Here is a 17,712-nt window from a genome sequence, read left to right on the forward strand (position 1 = left end):
GCAAGCACCGCGGCCAGTTTCCATGGGTCGTTCCGCGGGCTCCACTCCCGCCTCGGCCCTACCGGAGCCCGGCGATCTCGGTGAGAAGTCCCAACTGATACTCGAACAAGTCGTCCCTGTTGGCGAAGGTCGTGGCACCGTACTGATCGAACACGTCGAAGCTGATGGCCCCGAACAGCGACGCCCACACCATGACTCCCAGTGCGATCAGCCCGTCGGGCAGATCCGTCTCCATCTGCGCACGGATGTCCTCGAAGCTTCCGTGCAGTGACGCCAGCTCCGGCGGATCGGCCTCGACGTCCGGTCGACGTGTCTGCCACGCCGAGTGGAGGACGGCCACCAACGTGGTGATCACGCGCGTGCCCGGCCCGGTGGTCTGCTCCGCGGGCGCGTGATAGCCGGGCACCGGGCTGCCGAACAGCAACGCGTAACGCGCCGGCTCCCGCAGTCCCCACTGTCGAACCGTCCGGCCGAGCGCGAGGAACTTCTCCCTGGGACTGTCCACCGCGTCCACCGCCGCGTCGACAGCGTCCCCGAGCTCGGTGTATCCGTCGACGACGAGCAGGGTCAGCAGCTCGTCGCGGCTGGCGACGTACCGGTAGACGGCGGAGGACACGACGCCGAGGTCCCGGGCGACTGCCCGCAGCGACAGGGCCGCGGCACCGTCGGCGGCCAGGTGCTCGCGTCCGATCCGCGTGATGTCGGCCAAGGTCTGCGCACGGGCTCGGGTGCGGGGGGTGCTCGCCATGGCTCTCACAGTAACTGCCGCTCTTTTTGGAGAGCACTGCTCTTGCTTTATTGCCGCCACGGGTGCACACTCGACACATCAGAGAGCACCGCTCTCGTTTACCGAATTGGAGCAGTCATGACCGAACTACACGTCGTCACCGGAGCCGGGCCCGTCGGCTGGACCGTCGCCGAACAACCTGCGGCACAGGGCCACTCGGTGCGCGTCCTCACCCGGTCGGGTAGCGGACCGGATCATCCGATGATCGAACGCCGCGCCGTCGACATCGAATCCGACGATCTTCGACCCCATCTGAGCGGTGCCACCGCGATCTATCACTGCACCCACGTCGCCTACGAGGACAAGGTGTGGCGGGACAAGCTCGAAGCGATGGAAAAGCGGGTGCTCGACGCGGCCGCGGGCACCGTCGTCGCGTTCCCCGAGAGTCTCTACGCCTACGGCCGGGTCGACGGACCGATCCGCGAGGACTCGCCCCGAGACGCGACGTTCCGGAAACTGGGAGTACGTACCGAGCTCCTCGCTGCGCGTGATGCGCACGCGACCCCCACCGTCAGCGTCGCCGCCTCGGATTTCTACGGGCCACGCGTGCTGGCCTCCCACATGGGGGAGCGGGTGATTGCGCCGATCCTGGCCGGCAAGCCGGTCCGCGTCGTCGCCTCCGCCGATCTACCCCACTCGTTCACCTACGTCCCGGATCTGGCAGCCGCGATGATCACCGCCGCCGCGTCGCCGTCGCTGTGGAACACCGTCCTGCATGCCCCGACAGCTCCCGCGGTATCGCAGCGATCCATGATCGAGATGTTCTCCGCTGCAGCTGGACTCACCGCACCGAAGGTCGGCGTCATTCCGGCCTGGGTGATGCGCGCACTGAGGCTGGTGCCGGGCCCGATGAAGGAACTCGGCGACACGCTGTATCAGTTCCGCTACCCCTATGTCCTCGACTCGAGCCGCAGCGAGAGCATCCTGGGGCAGCAGCCCACCTCACTCGTCGACGGTACGGCCGCCACGATGGCGTGGTGGGCCTCGACTCCCGCTGTCTCCGTATGACGCGCGGGGGCTAGAGTCCCGTCGGTGAGCGACGCGTCCTTCCGTACCCGACTGCGCCGGTCCCCGGGAGTCGGCAAGCTGACCACAGTTCGGTTCGCTGGTCAGTTCGGCGACGGGTTGTTCCAGGCCGCGCTCAGCGGTGCCATTCTGTTCAACCCGGAGCGTGCGACGAACCCGGCCGAGATCGCGGCCGGATTCGCGGTGTTGCTCGTCCCGTATTCAGTGGTCGGACCGTTCGCCGGGGCATTGCTCGACCGCTGGGATCGCCGCTCGGTCCTGCTGTGGGCCAACTTGATTCGCATCGTTCTGATCATGGCCACGGCAGGACTGCTGTGCAGTGGGGTCGATTCCACACCACTGCTTCTGCTGGCGTTGGCCACCGTGGGGCTCAGCCGGTTCGTGCTCGCCGGAGCGTCGGCGTCGCTTCCTCACGTGGTTCGGCAGTCGTGGCTGGTGCCGATGAACTCGGTCCTTGCAACCGTCGGCTCCGGTTTCGCCGCCGCGGGTGCCGGCCTGGCTGTCGCGGTGATCGGCATCGTCGGTGCCGGCGATGTCGGCTCGGGGATCGCCGTGGGTCTGGCGGCCACCGGCTCGGTCGCAGGCGCTCTCGCGGCGGCACGGTTTCGGCCCCGATCACTGGGACCGGGAACCCCGAGCCGAACCGACGGTACTGTGAAAGACGTTGCGACAGGATTGAAATCGGGCGCACAGGCCGTCTGGCGCTCGGCCGGCGTCACGACCGCGATGATCGGCATCGGTGCACACCGCATCGTGTTCGGCATCAACACCCTGATCATGGTGTTGATTCTTCGCGAGACGACAGCGAGCAGCTTGCCCGGCGGACTCGCCGGCTTCGGCATAGCGGTGGGTGCCACCGCCACCGGCATGTTCCTCGCTGCCGTCATAACCCCCTTCGTCGTTCCCCGGTTGGGTCGCACCCGCACGATTGCCTCCGCTCTCGTGCTCGCCATCGCGGCGCAGCTCGGAGCCGTCTCCGCCCTGACGCAGACCAGCTTGCTGATCGGAGCCTTCCTCCTGGGCATCGCCGGGCAGACCGTCAAGCTCAGCGGGGACGCCGCCATGCAGATCGAGATCGACGACGCCCACCGCGGACGCGTCTTCGCGTTGCAGGACACCGTGTTCAACGTGGCATTCGTCTCTGCCCTCGCCGCTGCGGCCTTCGCCGTCGGCCCCGACACGACCGATCTGAGCCAGGACCCCAGCGCACACACGCTGGTGTTCGTCGGGGCGGGAATCTATACCCTCGGCCTGGCCGCAGCGGTGATCGACACCAGGCGCGCACGCCTCTGACGTGGTGTATCTTCTCGTACCGGACCGATGAGTATCGTCGGAGATCACGGGGGCAACACATGCAGGGCCGTACGACACCGCTCGGCTGCATACTGGCAGTTGCTGCAGGTACGGCCGTCCTTGCTGCGCCCCCGGCGTTCGCAGCCCCGCCGCCGCCGGTGAACTCTTGTGGGGAAACCGGTTTCGACCCCAGGGACTATCCGCCCGAACCTGTCGGACCCGGCAATCCACCGCAGTTGCCGCCGTTGCCGGACCGCGTGGTGGTCCCCGTGCCGTACCCGTCGATCGAACTCGTGCCGGTGCCCGACCCGGCACCGAACAACACCCGCGTACAGGCCGATGTGCTGACCGACCCGTGTGCGGACCCGTGCCCCGATCTCACCGACGACACCGATTCACCGGCATCGGGCTCCGCAGACCATCTGCCGTTCCCCCGCATCGAGATCGACCCGCAACCCGAAACCATTCCCATCCCGATCCCCGGCCCCGGCGGTACCCCGGGAACCCCGCCGCCCGCTCCCGCCGTCACCCCAGCAGAGCCCGGACCCACGACGATGCCACCCGCGGCACCTGCCGTCGGACACGTCGAGGTCGTCTCGCAGGTGACCGGACCGGGATCGGAGAACCGCACCGACAAGCGCTGGCAGGTCGACGGCACCGACCTCGGCATCATGTGGGAGAGCAAGCCCGGCGAGATCGCAGTGGCATTCGGCGATTCGTTCGGCAAAGGGTGGGAATTCGGCGTCGTCGGCGGCGACGACTGGCGATCCAACGCACTGGGACACAGCACCGACACCGGCCTGTCCGACGGCATGACCCTGGACTCGATGGTGCAGGACTCGCGTTGCCACGCAGCCGAACTGCTGCCCTCGCGCAAGATCGAGAACTGGGAGACCACGGTCATCCCCACCTCTGGGTTCGCGATCGACGATCGGCAGTACATGTCCTACATGTCCATTCGGCGCTGGAGCACGATCCCCGGCATGTGGTGGACCAACTACGGCGGTATCGCCTACTCGGACGACAACGGTTCCACCTGGGTCAAGGACGAGCATGCCAAGTGGGACAACGTCTTCGGCTTCTCGAAGTTCCAGGTGTCGACGATGGTCCCGGCGGGGGAGTACGTGTACATGTTCGGCACCGTCAACGGTCGCGTCGGACAGGTGGGGCTCGCGCGAGTCCCGAAGGCGGACGTGCTGAACAAGACGGCCTACCAGTACTGGGTGAACGGCACCTGGGCTCCCGTCGGCTCGAACGAGGCCACCCCCATCGCCGACGGTATGGCCGGGGAACTGTCGGTCCATCACGACGAGGCCCGGGACCTCTGGCGGATGACGTATCTCGATCCACTGCGCGGCGATATCGTTCTGCGCGAGGCGAATTCGCCGCAGGGACAGTGGACCGCGCCGGCGACCCTGATCGACACCGCCGAGTACCCGAAGACCTATGGCGGCTTCGTTCACCCGTGGTCGACGGCGGACGAGCTGTACTTCACCGTCTCGGAGTGGGACAGCTACAACGTCTATCTGGTCAAAGCCGAGCTGCGCTCGTCGTGAGCGGAAATTCGTAGTGGGCTACGAACTTTCGCGCACGTGCGCGGGACGCGCCTAGTGGGTGGGCCACCACTCGAGCAACGCGGCCTCGGCCTCCTCGCGAGAGAGCGGTCCCCGATCCAGGCGCAGTTCTTTCAGGTACTTCCAGGCCTTGCCCACATCGGGTCCGGCCGGGATGTTCAGCAACTCCATGATCGCGTTGCCGTCGAGGTCGGGCCGCACCCGAGCCAGGTCCTCCTGTTCGGCGATACGGGCGATGCGTTCTTCCAGGTCGTCGTAGGTGGCCTGGAGCGCCGCAGCTCGTCGCTTGTTTCTCGTCGTCGAATCCGCGCGAACCAGCTTGTGCAGCTTGGGAAGTAGCTCGCCGGCATCGGTGGCGTAGCGGCGGACGGCAGAGTCGGTCCACTGACCCTTGCCGTAGCCATGGAACCGCAGATGCAGGAACACCAGATGCGAGACGTCCTCGATCATCTTCTTCGAATACTTCAAGGCGCGCATACGCTTTCGCACCAGCTTGGCACCCACTACTTCGTGGTGATGGAAGCTGACTCCGCCGCCCGGCTCGTTGCGTTTGGTGTCGGGCTTGCCGATGTCGTGCAGCAGTGCAGCCCAACGCAATACGAGATCGGGATCGCCGTCCTCCAGGTCGATCGCCTGCTTCAGCACGGTCAACGAGTGCGAGTACACGTCCTTGTGCTGGTGGTGCTCGTCGATCTCGAGCTTCATGTTGGGCACCTCGGGAAGGATGCGCTGCGCCAGACCCGTCTCGCACATCACGTCGATGCCGTCGATCGGGTGCGCACCGAGGATCAGCTTGTCCAGCTCCACCTGGATTCGCTCGGCGGTGATGCGATCGATCTGATCCGCCATGTCCTCGATGGCTCGGTGCACCCGAGGCATCAGCGAGAAGCCCAGCTGGGAGACGAACCGCGCAGCCCGCAGCATCCGCAACGGATCGTCGCCGAACGAGACCTCCGGTGCCGACGGGGTATCGAGTACGCCCTCGAGCAGCGCATCCATCCCGCCGAGCGGATCGACGAATTCCTGGGCGCCGTCGGCTCCGAGACGCACAGCCATGGCGTTGACCGTGAAATCGCGGCGCACGAGATCCTCTTCGAGGCTGTTGCCGTACTGCACCTCGGGATTACGGGAGACCTGATCGTAAGAGTCGGTGCGATAGGTGGTGATCTCGATCGTCTGGCCGTCCTTGGCCGCACTGATCGTCCCGAACGCGATGCCGGTGTCCCACTGATGGTCCGCCCAGCCCGACAGCAACGCCTGAACGTTCTCGGGCCTGGCGTCGGTGGTGAAATCCAGATCGGTTCCGAGTCGTCCGAGAACTGCGTCGCGCACCGTGCCGCCCACGAGGTACAGCTCGTGCCCGGCTGCGGCGAACAAGGTACCCAGCGGAGTCAACACCGGAGCGAGTTCGCGCAGCGTCACAGCAGCTCCCGCCAGCAACCTCTCCCGGCGGGCATCGGTGTGCTCGGCGGAAACGGAGGACAGGGACTGATCGGCCACGGTGGAAGAGCCTACTTGCGCCGAGACCAACGATTGTCCCGGCCTTCACCGCGCGGTGCGGCACGGTAGAAGAGTGCGCACAGGCAACTAGTATGGATTGGGTGTCTGCTGCCGAACGTGCGAACAGGAGCCGCCGCAACCCGCGGCGGCGTCAGGCACGCGCCGACACCGAAGCACCCAAGCTGAGGACCGTCCGCGAAACCTCGGCAGGAGGCCTGGTGGTCGACGGCCTCGACGGGCCGCCCGCCAAACGCTGCGCCGCCCTGATCGGCCGCACCGACCGTCGCGGACGCCTCCTCTGGTCCCTGCCCAAAGGACACATCGAGCAGGGCGAAACGGCCGAACAGACCGCCATGCGCGAGGTCGCCGAGGAAACCGGCATCCGCGGTACCGTCCTGGCCTCGCTGGGCAGCATCGACTACTGGTTCGTCACCGAGGGCCGACGCGTCCACAAGACCGTCCACCACTACCTGCTCCGATTCCTGGGCGGCGAACTCTCGGACGAGGACCTCGAAGTGACCGAGGTCGCGTGGGTTCCGCTGACCGAACTACCGTCCAGGCTCGCCTACGCCGACGAACGCAAACTCGCCGCCATCGCCACCCGCCTGATCGACGACATGAGCAGCGGCAACTCGGGCGCATCCATCCCCGGCGGGAAGTGATCGTGCGGGCCCGGAAGGTCGCTGCCGCCGCATTGACCACGTTCGTTCTCGCGGTGGCACCGACGGTCGGCACCGCGGCACTGATCCCGGCACAACTTCCCGACGCCGGAGCCCAACCCGACTCCTCCGTCGGCGATACGAGCGGTACCACCAGCGCCGTTCCGGACACCCCGATGACGCAGGACGGCAACCCCTTCCTGACGCTGAGTATCGAGACAGTCGCCCCCTCCACCGTCACCACCAGCAGCGATCCGTTCGTTACGGTGCGCGCCACCGTGAAGAACACCGGGGACCGCCGCGTCGACGACGTCAGTGTTCGGATGCAGGCCGCGGATGCCGTCGACACCACGGCCGGACTGCGGACCTCGCTGACCCTCGACCAGGACCGCTTCGAGCGTGTCGGCGATTTCGTCACCGTGGCCGAGTCGCTGGAGAAGGACGAGAGCCGCCAGTTCGACATGTCGATGCAGCTGCGCAGCACCACCGAACCCTCCTTGGGAATCGAGGCCCCTGGCGTCTATCCGCTTCTGCTCAACGTCAACGGCACTCCCGAATACGGCGGAACCGCACGACTCGACGACGCCCGCTTTCTGCTCCCGGTCGTCGGACTGCCCCGCAACCCCGGTGAGATGGACCCCACCGCTCCCGACGCGATGCCGCTGCCTCCCAACACCCGCAACCCCGTCGCCATGACGGTTCTGTGGCCGCTGGCCGACATTCCACGACTCGCCGCCGGAATACCCGGTTCGGTCGACGAGCGCGTTCGGCTGATCGACGACGAACTCGCCGGCGAGCTGGCCACCGGCGGCCGACTCGACACCCTCCTCAAGGCCGTCGAGTTCGCGACACAACCCGGCCTCGATCCCGACGGCCGCCTGGCGTCGAGCCTGTGTATCGGCCTCGACCCCGACCTGCTCGTTACCGTCTCGAACATGACCCGCGGCTACCTCGTCGTCGACAACCCGGCCGATCCTGCCGGCACGACCCGCGAGGGCACCGGAAGCGCAGCCGCAGCTCAGTGGCTGTCCCGACTGGAAACGATCGCATCGAGCACCTGCGTGACGGCAATGCCGTTCGCCCAGACCGATCTGGGGGCCGTGGCCGACATCGGTGATCCCACACTGCTCAGCAGTGCCGTCAGCGCCCCGGCAGACATCGTCGACGGCATCCTCGGCATCACCTCGACACGCGGCTTCACCTGGAGCACCACCGGTGGGGTGGACGCGAACACCGCCGACGCCCTGCGAGCGGCAGGCACCGGCACCGTCCTGGTCGCCGACAACAGCATCAGCCCGCCGACCTCGGCCCCGACCTCCCTGCTGGCGACGACCGACAGTGCATCGACCGGAACCGAGCAGACCCAACCGCTGGCCGCCACCCACTACGACGCCGCCACCGCAGCGGCATTGGCCGGCGTCGGAGCCACGCCGTCCACGCCTGCCCTCACTCCCTCCGACCAACGCTTCGACCTCGCCACGGACTCGCGCACCGCACGCCTGCAGGACGCGCTCGGAGCCGTCAACTTCCACGCCCTCGTCGGTGCCGATCGGCCCGGACGCACCGTCACCGTCGCGCCCCCGCAGTACTGGACCGCGGGCGGAGACGAACCGTCGGCGATTCTGTCGACGGTGTCCTCGCTGCTGCGGTCCGGACTGGCGACGCCGCGGCCTCTGGCCGAGTTGCTCACCGAGCCCACGACCGGAACTCCGGTGACCGGCATCGACGCGGCCACCGAACTCGATACCGGCACCATCGACCTGGTGCGATCGCAGAGCGCCCGAGTCGACACCCTGATGCAATCGCTCGTCGAGGATCCGCAGTCGGCGCTGACTCCACGCCTGTACACCGCTCCGCTGCGCGAGGACATGCTCCGCGCGCTGTCGACGGCAGGTCGCGCGAGCGCCGCCAGCGAACGAACCGGCACCATGGCACGCGACCGACTCGCGGCAATCCGCATCGGACTGGACACCATCTACGGATCGGTGACCGTGCTGGCCCCCGGCGGCGTCTACACCCTCGCCTCGGAACAGAGCCCGCTGCTGCTCGTCGCCCGCAACGACCTCCCCGTCCCGGTCAACGTGCTGCTCCAGGTCGACGCACCACCGGAGATGACGATCAGTGACGTCGGCGTCACCCAACTTCCGGCCCGGGGATCACGGACCATCACCGTCCCGGCCGAGGTCGACGACACGCGCAACCTGTCCGTCGACTTCTCCGTCACCACGCTCGACGGCTCCCGGCTCGGCGAAGTGTCCACGGTGTCCGTGCGATCGAACGCATACGGCCAGGCACTGGCGATAATTACCGCCTGCGCCGGAGCTCTCCTACTGTTACTTGCAGGTCGACGCCTCTGGCATCGATTCAGAGGTCAACCAGACCCGGCCGACGAAGGGTACGAGAGACCATGACTGGCAACGTCCCGTACGACGGCGACCTGCCGCGGTCACGCCTGCCCGCGTCGCAGGTGTTCCGACGAACGACGCCACCGCGGTCCGCGCCCTGGGAGCGGCAGGCGCGGCCGGAGCTGCGCTCGTACCCGGCACCGCCGCCGCTCGACGGGCAGCCCGCCGCCGACGACACCGTCACCCAACTCATCCCGCGCTTCCGCGAGGAGGATTACCCGCAGGCACCCTCCGGAACGGTCCCGCCGACAGAGCTTCCGCCGAAGGGGTCCGACTCGGCGCCGCAACCCGAGCCGAAACCGCAGAAGTCACTGCTGGCTGCGTCGGGTTCGATCGCGGTGGCGACCCTGGTCAGCCGAATCACCGGATTCGCCAAGCAGGTCGCCATGACGGCCACCCTCGGGGCAGGGCTGGCCAGTGCGTTCACCGTCTCGACGATCCTGCCGAACATGATCTCCGAACTGGTCCTCGGTGCGGTGCTCGGAGCGATCGTCGTTCCGGTGTTGGTCCGGGCCGAGCAGGAGGACGCCGACGGCGGGCGAGCATTCGTTCGACGGCTGTTCACCATCGCGGTGGCGCTGCTCGGAACCGTGGCGCTGGCCGCAACGATCGCGGCCCCGCTGCTGGCGCGGCTGATGCTCGACGGCGATCCGAAGGTCAACGAGGACCTGACCATCGCGTTCACCTACCTGGTGTTGCCCGCGCTGATGTTCTACGGATTGTCCGGCCTGCTCACGGCGGTGCTCAACACCCGGCAGAACTTCAAGCCCGGGGCCTGGGCACCGGTGTACAACAACCTGATCGTGCTCGGCGTCTTCGCGCTGTACTTCTTCATGCCGGGCGAGATCAGCGTGAACCCGGTCGAGATGGGCAACCCCAAACTCCTCGTTCTCGGCCTCGGAGTCACTGCCGGTGTCATCACCCAGGTCGTCGCGCTGATCCCGGCTCTGCGCCGTGAACGCATCGACCTGCGCCCGCTCTGGGGATTCGACGAGCGCCTGAAGAAGTTCGGCGCGATGGCCGCCGCGATCGTGCTCTACGTCGTCATCAGCCAGATCGGGCTGATCGTGGCCACCAGGATCGCGTCGGGCACCGACGACGCGAGCAACGTGATCTACTCGCAGGCCTGGATCGTCCTGCAGCTGCCTTACGGCATCCTCGGCGTGACGGTTCTGACGGCCATCATGCCCAGACTCAGCCGCAACGCCGCCAACGGTGACACCCCGTCCGTCGTCGACGACCTCTCGGTCGCCACCCGCCTGACGATGGTCGCGCTGGTGCCGATCGTGGTGTTCCTGACCTTCGCGGGACCGTGGGTGGGCGAGGCGCTGTACGGCTTCGGCCGGTTCGCCGATGTCGCACCCCGACTCGGCGAGGCCGTGAGCTGGTCGGCGTTCTCCCTCATCCCGTACGCCCTCGTCCTGATCCATCTCCGCGTGTTCTACGCCCGCGAGAAGGCCTGGACGCCGACGTGGATCATCCTCGGCATCACCGCCGTCAAGATCGGACTGTCTCTGCTCGCCCCGATCGTCGCGTCCGACCCGGATCAGGTGGTGCTGCTCCTCGGCGCAGCGACCGGCCTCGGGTATACGGTCGGCGCGATCATCGGCGGATACCTGCTACACAAGAGCCTGGGCCGCCTGCGGATGGCCAACGTCGGCAAGACGGTCTGGCTGGTCCTCATCGCCTCACTGGCCGGCGGTGCGGCCATGCTCGCGATCGACCGGATCCTGGGTCTCGACGCCATGACGAACGGCTGGATCGGCAACTTCGTCCGCGTCGCGATCGACGCCGTCATCATGCTCGGCATCACCTTCTCGATACTCTGGTTCGGCAAGATTCCCGAAGTCCTGGCAGTCACCGTGGCCCTGAGCCGCGTCGTTCGGAAATTCCGCGGCACAACTGCTCGGACGGACACCGATCCGGCCGCCGCAGAAACCGGCGTGATTCCGGTTATTCGAACCGAGCCCACATGGGACACTGCGCGGGATCGGCTCCCGTACCCTGGTCATCGGCACCCGGGGGCAGAAGCCAACGCAGGTCGACCTTTTGCAGGACAACACGGGGCATATTCGCCTGAAGGAGTGACAGTGACCGACGACGAAGTTGCTGGGGGGCCGGCACAATCTCCAGCAAGCGAAGCCGACCGAACGAGCGGCGGCGGCGTCGAGGTCGACACCCAGGACCGCACCGAACCCGTGAAGGCCGACGCTGCCTCGCCATCGAAGAGTGCGAAGCCCGCCGAGACACCGAAGCCGGCCGAGACACCGGCCGAGCCGAAGGCTGCACCCGAAGCGAAGAAGTCGGCCGCAGCTCCCGAGCCGGACGCCGAGAAGGCAGCCGACAAGCCTGCCCCGAAGCCGGCCGACAAGACGGTCTCCATCTCCAAGGCCGCTCTCGCGGCGCGTCCGACCGACAAGACCGTCTCCATCTCGAAGGCCGATCTCCCGGTCGAAGCCGACAGCGACAAGAAGGCCACACAGGAGTCGAAGCCTGCGGCCGACGCTGAGTCCACAGCGGATGCGGATTCCGAGAAGACCGAAGCGGCACCGGCCACACCCGACGCCTCCGACTCGGACAGCACCGACGAGGGTGCCACTGCAGCAGCCCCGGCGAGCGCTCCCGAGCGCACGCTCCGCGGCCCGACGCTCATTCCCGGTGCCTCCGTTGCCGGTGGCCGCTACCGACTGCTGGCACCTCACGGCGGAGCACGTGGACTCAAGTTCTGGCAGGCACACGACGTCAAGCTCGATCGCGAGGTCGCTTTGACGTTCGTCGACGCCGATCAGCAATCGACCGCCTCGACCGACGACCGCACGCAGGGACCGCAGGCGATTCTCTCGCGCACGCTGCGTCTGGGTCGGATCAATTCGCCCGGCCTCGCCCGCGTGCTCGACGTGGTACGTGGCAGCTCCGGCGGCATCGTCGTCGCGGAGTGGACTCCCGGCCGCTCACTGCGTGAGATGGCCGACACCGTGCCCTCACCGACCGGCGCTGCGCGTGCGATCAAGGTCCTCGCCGCAGCGGCCGAGGCAGCGCACCGCAGCGGAGGTGCCCTGTCGATCGACCACCCCGATCGGGTGCGTATCAGCTCGAGCGGCAACGCCGTCCTCGCATTCCCCGCGACACTGGCCGACGCCGACCCGAGTTCGGACGTCCGCGGACTCGGCGCGATGCTCTACGCCCTGATCACCGCCAAGTGGCCGCTGTCCGACACCACCGGCGATGCCGTCGTGTCCGGTGATGCAGCTCCGGCACGCAGCGTCGGTGGCATGCGTCCGGCCGACCGTGACGACAAGGGTGCCCCGCTCGAGCCGAGGCAGGTTCGTCCGGACGTTCCGTTCGAGATCTCCGCCGTCGCCGTGCGGGCATTGGAACAGAACAGCGGCATCAGGACCGCTGCCACCGTGCAGCACGTTCTCGATCAAGCAGCAGTGGTCAACGACAAGACGGATCTGATGCCGGCGCTGCGACTGGGCCAACGAGCGCCAGGTGCCAGTGGGCACTCGCTCGCCGATCCCGAGGAGATCGCTGCCGAGAAGGCCAAGTCGATGCGCACCAACATCGCCATCGCGGTGCTCGGTGCCCTGACGGTGGTGGTTCTCGCATTCGCCGGCTTCTGGCTGTTCACCTCGATTGCCGGCAACGACACCGACACTCCGCTCGACACCCAGGACTTCGGTCTCACCACTCCTGCCACGGCGCCACCGGCGGGCGATGCGACCGCTGCGCCGCCGGCCGAGACCGGTGGACCCGTGGCGATGGAGGACGTCAGCGTGTTCTCACCTCAGGGTTCCGCCGACAACCCCAGCACCGCGTCCAACGCGATCGACAACGACCCCAGCACAGCGTGGACGACCGACTCGTACTTCCAGCAGTTCCCGGCCCTCAAGAACGGCGTCGGGCTGCTCGTGTCCATTCCGTCCTCGACGCTGCAGAACGCATGGATCGAGTCGACATCTCCCGGAACTGTCGTCGAGATCCGGTCGGCCCCGAACGGCTCGCCCAGTCTCAGCGACACCACGCTCCTCGGTGAAGCCACACTGCAGAACGGCCGCACCGACATCGCCCTGAGCGACGCGGAGCCGACCGCGAACGTGCTCGTCTGGATCACCCGACTCGGCGAGCAGGGCGGCCGCATCGCCACCTCGATCTCCGGGATCGGTTTCGACTCCTAAATCGGGCTTTCGGTAGCCGATACCGACTTGTTTCGTACTTCGCGGTCTCGATGGCTTAGGCTCCCCCCAATGCGTTAACACGGGGGGAGCCGTTTTCGTATGACCGAACGTTTCGATTCGGCGCCAGGGGAGCGCACGGATGCGGAGCTTCTTGCTGCCCATGCGGCCGGGGAGCCGAATGCCTTCGCCACGCTGATCTACCGACATCACGAACATCTGTGGCTGACGGCTCGACGCACCAGCTACACGCCCGAGGACGCCTCCGATGCTCTGCAGGAGGCACTGCTCTCCGCTCACCGCACGGCCGGGTCGTTTCGCGCCGACGCCGCGGTGCGAAGTTGGTTACACAAGATCGTCGTCAATGCCTGCCTGGACCGCATCCGAAGAAACAAGGCTCGGCCGTCGGTTCCGTTGAGCGAGAACGAAAGTCACGAGCCCGTTTCGCCCAGGGACCGGATCTCCGAGACGGAGACGAGCATTCTCGTTCGACAGGCTCTGATGACGTTGCCACCCGACCAACGCGCAGCCGTCGTCATCGTGGACATGGAGGGCTATTCGGTGGCCGACGCTGCCGTGTTGCTCGGTGTTCCCACCGGTACCGTCAAGAGTCGATGCGCCCGCGGCCGCCTCAAACTCTCGACACAGCTCGCGTATCTGAAAGATGCAGGGAACCGAATCTGACCCTCTCGCGTCTATACCGTGTGAGAGGGAAAGCAGATTCGGCGGAGGGAGGCAGGAACGTGTCGTCGAGCACCGACGCTCCACAAGCCCCGTTCTCGCCGGAACTACTCGCCGATCTGCATGCGGATGCACTTCCCGAGGACGTCAGCAGACGACTGTGGCCACTGGTTCGTCTCGACGAGGATTCGATGCGGATCCTCGCCGGTCTCGACGCCGTCTCGGCTCGACTCCACGAGATGGGTGAGGACCCCACCGGAACGTTGTCGATTCCGCCCGAGGTCGCCCGGCAGATCGACCGCACTATCCAGACGGTCGAGCGATCGGCATCCGCGCCGGAGGTCATCGTTCCGCTCCGTCCCCGAAGACGACGTGTCGTCCTCGGAACTGCCGCTGCCGCAGCACTTCTGGTGGCCGGGTCGGTTGCCGTCGTGGCACTGCTGTACACCCCGAAGGAACCCGAATCGATCGCCGCCGACCCGTCGCAGGCTCCGGATTCGTCTCTGGTGCTCGATTCCGCCGACCTCGATTCCGGTTTCGCCTTCAGCATCATCGGCAAGCGCGATCCCGGAGCACTCGCCGATCCGGCCGATCTCGCTGCCTGCCTTCGGTCCAACGATGTGGATCCGGCCACCACCGTTCTCGGCTCCAGTCGAGTGCGCGTCGACGGCCGAGACGGAACCCTGCTCGTCCTCGCCGGAGCACAGCCCTCACAGTTCATCGCCCTCGCGGTGGGCAACGACTGCGGCACCGCCAACCCCGACGTGCTCACGCGTCGCGATATCGGCTGACGGATCTCTCACCGGGGAACAACTGCCTCTAGGGTGGTGTTGACCAGATGTACGTCGACAGTGGTGTGCGCTGAGCACTCGCTTGTCGACGACACGTACACGCCGCACAAGATCGGAAGGTCTGCATTGAGTACCCCCAAGGTTCACGATCTCATCATCGTCGGCTCGGGACCGGCCGGTTACACCGCCGGCGTCTACGCCGCACGCGCGGAACTGGAACCGATCCTGTTCGAGGGAACGCAGTTCGGTGGTGCGCTGATGACCACGACCGAGGTCGAGAATTTCCCCGGGTTCCGCGAGGGCATCATGGGCCCCGATCTGATGGAACAGATGCGCGAGCAAGCTCAGCGATTCGGTGCCGACATCCGAACCGAGGATGTCGAGGAGCTCGACCTGACCGGCCCGATCAAGACCGTCTCTGCCGGCGGCGAGACCTACCGGGCTCGCGCGATCATCCTCGCGATGGGCGCAGCAGCTCGCTACCTGTCCATCCCGGGTGAGGAGAAGCTGCTCGGACGCGGTGTCAGCGCCTGCGCCACCTGTGACGGCTTCTTCTTCCGCGATCAGGACATCGCCGTCATCGGTGGTGGCGACTCGGCCATGGAGGAAGCGACCTTCCTCACCCGCTTCGCACGCAGTGTCACCATCGTGCACCGCCGCAGCGAGTTCCGGGCGTCGCGCATCATGCTCGAGCGCGCCAAGAACAACGACAAGATCCGCTTCCTGACCGACACCAAGGTGCTCGAGGTCCTCGGCGACACGAGCGTGACCGGACTGTCGCTCGAACACGCCGACACCGGCGAGAAGACCACCCTGGACGTGACCGGAATGTTCGTGGCGATCGGTCACGACCCCCGCAACGAACTGGTCAAGGGCCAGGTCGAGCTCGACGACGCCGGCTACGTCAAGGTCGCGTCGCCCACTTCGGCCACGTCCATCGAAGGCGTGTTCGCTGCCGGAGACCTCGTCGATCACGTGTACCAGCAGGCCATCACCGCTGCGGGTACGGGCTGCACCGCGTCGATCGACGCCGAGCGTTGGTTGGCCGAGCAGGGCGATATCACCACCAACACACTCGAACACGCCGACCAACCGGTCGACGCCGTCAACGCCTGACAGGCACCGAGCTTCCAATATCGAGGAGATAGATATGTCCGACGACAAGAGCACCGTCACCATCACCGACGCATCGTTCGTCGACGATGTTCTGACCAGTGAGAAGCCCGTCCTGGTCGATTTCTGGGCCACCTGGTGCGGCCCGTGCAAGATGGTCGCCCCGGTTCTCGAGGAGATCGCGGCCGAGCACAAGGACAAGCTCACCATCGCCAAGCTCGACATCGACGCCAACCCGCAGGCCGCCCGCGACTTCAAGGTCATGTCGATTCCGACGCTGATCCTCTTCCAGGGCGGCAAGCCGGTCAAGCAAATTGTCGGCGCAAAGGGCAAGGCCGCGCTGCTCAAGGACCTCGAAGGCGTTATCTGACTCACCCGCACACCGTGTGGATTGCAGCGGAAGCCAGTCTTTCTGCGACAATCATCTGATGTGCCGATGCTTCGGCATCGGCACATCGGCCGCGAGGTGCGAGTGCCGTCGGAACGATCGAGAGGCTTTGTCGAGGATGCAGGAACTCAGTCACGGCGATTCCGGACCCGCCGTCGCCGAGGTCCGCGGCACCCTGTCGGCACTCGGCTTTCTCCACGAAGCAGTCGTTCCCCCAGGTCCGATGGCCGACGGCCACTGGACCGCTCCCGGATCCGTGTTCGACGGTGCCCTCGGAGGTGCCGTGCGCGCCTTCCAACAACACCGCGGCCTGCTGGTCGACGGCGTGGTGGGCCCGGCCACGTATCGCGCGTTGAAAGAGGCGTCGTATCGCCTCGGCGCTCGAACCCTCATCTATCAGCTGTCCGCTCCGCTGTACGGCGACGACGTCGCCTCGTTGCAAACGAGACTTCAGGATCTCGGCTTCTACAGCGAACGCGTCGACGGCTTCTTCGGTCCGCGCACACACGAGGGTCTGTCCTCGTTCCAGCGCGAGATCGGGCTTTCCCCCGACGGCATCTGTGGGCCTGCGACTCTGCGCTCTCTGGACCTTCTCGGAACTCGTGTCACCGGTGGATCCCCTCACGCCATGAGCGAGGAAGAACTCGTTCGTAAGTCCGGCCCGCAGTTGACCGGCAAGCGCATCGTCATCGACCCCGATCTCGGCGGAGCAGACACCGGACACATCGTCGACGGAGCGTTTGGCCGAGTCTCCGAATCGGAGATTCTGTGGGATCTGGCCAGTCGGCTCGAGGGCCGCATGGCCGCGACCGGCATGGAGACGTTCCTCTCCCGTGCGCGCGGAACCAATCCTTCGGTTGCCGACCGCGCCGAGACCGCAAATGCCTGGGGTGCCGATCTGATGATCTCGTTGCGCTGCGCATCGAGCACCAGCCCCATGGCCAACGGTGTCGCAAGCTTCCACTTCGGTAACTCGCACGGATCCACCTCGATGATCGGCCAGGTACTGACCAGCTACGTGCAGCGTGAAATCGTCGCTCGCACACCGCTTCTGGACTGCCGTAGCCACGGCCGCACGTGGGATCTGTTGCGTCTGACCAACATGCCGACCATCCAGATCGACCTCGGCTACCTCACCAACGAATCCGATGTCGACGTGCTCAGCGACCCGAAGTTTCGCGACATCATCGCCGAAGCAATTCTGATCGCCGTCAAACGTCTGTATCTACTCGGGCAGGACGATCAGCCGACCGGAACGTTCACCTTCGCGGAGTTGCTCGCCGAAGAACTCGCAGCCTCCGATCGCCCCTGACCGACCGC

The 17,712-nt window shown here is 66.6% G+C and carries 13 protein-coding genes; 11 read left to right on the forward strand and 2 right to left on the reverse strand.

Features of this window, described 5'->3' with window-relative positions; translation table 11 throughout:
* Window positions 1–58 precede the first annotated feature (58 nt).
* Complete coding sequence (locus NY08_RS17355; RefSeq protein WP_045197748.1) at window positions 59–748, reverse strand: TetR/AcrR family transcriptional regulator; 690 nt, start codon at window positions 746–748, stop codon at window positions 59–61.
* 117 nt (window positions 749–865) lie between these two features.
* On the opposite strand from NY08_RS17355, the gene NY08_RS17360 reads away from it, so the two are divergent.
* Genes NY08_RS17360 through NY08_RS17370 form a run of 3 tightly spaced genes read left to right on the forward strand, consistent with a single transcriptional unit; the run spans window position 866 to window position 4,662 of the window.
* On the forward strand, window positions 866–1,795 hold the full coding sequence (locus tag NY08_RS17360) for an NAD-dependent epimerase/dehydratase family protein (RefSeq protein WP_045197750.1): 930 nt from the start codon (window positions 866–868) through the stop codon (window positions 1,793–1,795).
* 24 nt (window positions 1,796–1,819) lie between these two features.
* The gene (locus tag NY08_RS17365) at window positions 1,820–3,106 is read left to right on the forward strand and encodes an MFS transporter (RefSeq protein ID WP_045197752.1); all 1,287 of its coding nucleotides are present in this window, start codon (window positions 1,820–1,822) and stop codon (window positions 3,104–3,106) included.
* Between the two features lie 59 nt (window positions 3,107–3,165).
* Entirely contained in the window at window positions 3,166–4,662 is a 1,497-nt protein-coding gene (locus NY08_RS17370) for a DUF4185 domain-containing protein (RefSeq protein ID WP_045197753.1), read from the forward strand.
* 51 nt (window positions 4,663–4,713) lie between these two features.
* Here NY08_RS17370 and NY08_RS17375 read toward each other — a convergent pair whose 3' ends face one another.
* Entirely contained in the window at window positions 4,714–6,180 is a 1,467-nt protein-coding gene (locus tag NY08_RS17375; RefSeq protein ID WP_045197755.1) for a CCA tRNA nucleotidyltransferase, read from the reverse strand.
* A gap of 101 nt (window positions 6,181–6,281) precedes the next feature.
* Here NY08_RS17375 and NY08_RS17380 point away from each other — a divergent pair, with 101 nt between their 5' ends.
* The 8 genes from NY08_RS17380 (at window position 6,282) to NY08_RS17415 (ending at window position 17,704) form a co-directional block, all read left to right on the forward strand.
* Entirely contained in the window at window positions 6,282–6,842 is a 561-nt protein-coding gene (locus NY08_RS17380) for an NUDIX hydrolase (RefSeq protein WP_045200652.1), read from the forward strand.
* A 2-nt stretch (window positions 6,843–6,844) separates the two neighbouring features.
* Entirely contained in the window at window positions 6,845–9,250 is a 2,406-nt protein-coding gene (locus NY08_RS17385; RefSeq protein ID WP_045200654.1) for a hypothetical protein, read from the forward strand.
* Entirely contained in the window at window positions 9,247–13,422 is a 4,176-nt protein-coding gene (locus tag NY08_RS17390; RefSeq protein WP_082073858.1) for a lipid II flippase MurJ, read from the forward strand. The genes NY08_RS17385 and NY08_RS17390 overlap by 4 nt, the downstream gene beginning before the upstream one ends.
* A 99-nt stretch (window positions 13,423–13,521) precedes the next feature.
* Window positions 13,522–14,103, forward strand: a complete 582-nt coding sequence (gene sigM, locus NY08_RS17395) for an RNA polymerase sigma factor SigM (RefSeq protein ID WP_032396975.1) — start codon at window positions 13,522–13,524, stop codon at window positions 14,101–14,103.
* Window positions 14,104–14,162: 59 nt separating this feature from the next.
* Window positions 14,163–14,891, forward strand: coding sequence for a hypothetical protein (locus NY08_RS17400; RefSeq protein WP_045197757.1), 729 nt, complete (start codon window positions 14,163–14,165; stop codon window positions 14,889–14,891).
* A gap of 126 nt (window positions 14,892–15,017) precedes the next feature.
* Window positions 15,018–16,007: a thioredoxin-disulfide reductase gene (gene trxB, locus NY08_RS17405; protein ID WP_045200658.1), complete on the forward strand. Its 990-nt coding sequence runs from the start codon at window positions 15,018–15,020 to the stop codon at window positions 16,005–16,007.
* Between the two features lie 34 nt (window positions 16,008–16,041).
* On the forward strand, window positions 16,042–16,374 hold the full coding sequence (trxA, locus tag NY08_RS17410; protein WP_008711582.1) for a thioredoxin: 333 nt from the start codon (window positions 16,042–16,044) through the stop codon (window positions 16,372–16,374).
* Between the two features lie 136 nt (window positions 16,375–16,510).
* Window positions 16,511–17,704, forward strand: coding sequence for an N-acetylmuramoyl-L-alanine amidase (locus NY08_RS17415; protein ID WP_045197759.1), 1,194 nt, complete (start codon window positions 16,511–16,513; stop codon window positions 17,702–17,704).
* Window positions 17,705–17,712 lie beyond the last annotated feature (8 nt).

It is taken from the genome of Rhodococcus sp. B7740, from assembly GCF_000954115.1.
Lineage (GTDB): Bacteria > Actinomycetota > Actinomycetes > Mycobacteriales > Mycobacteriaceae > Rhodococcoides.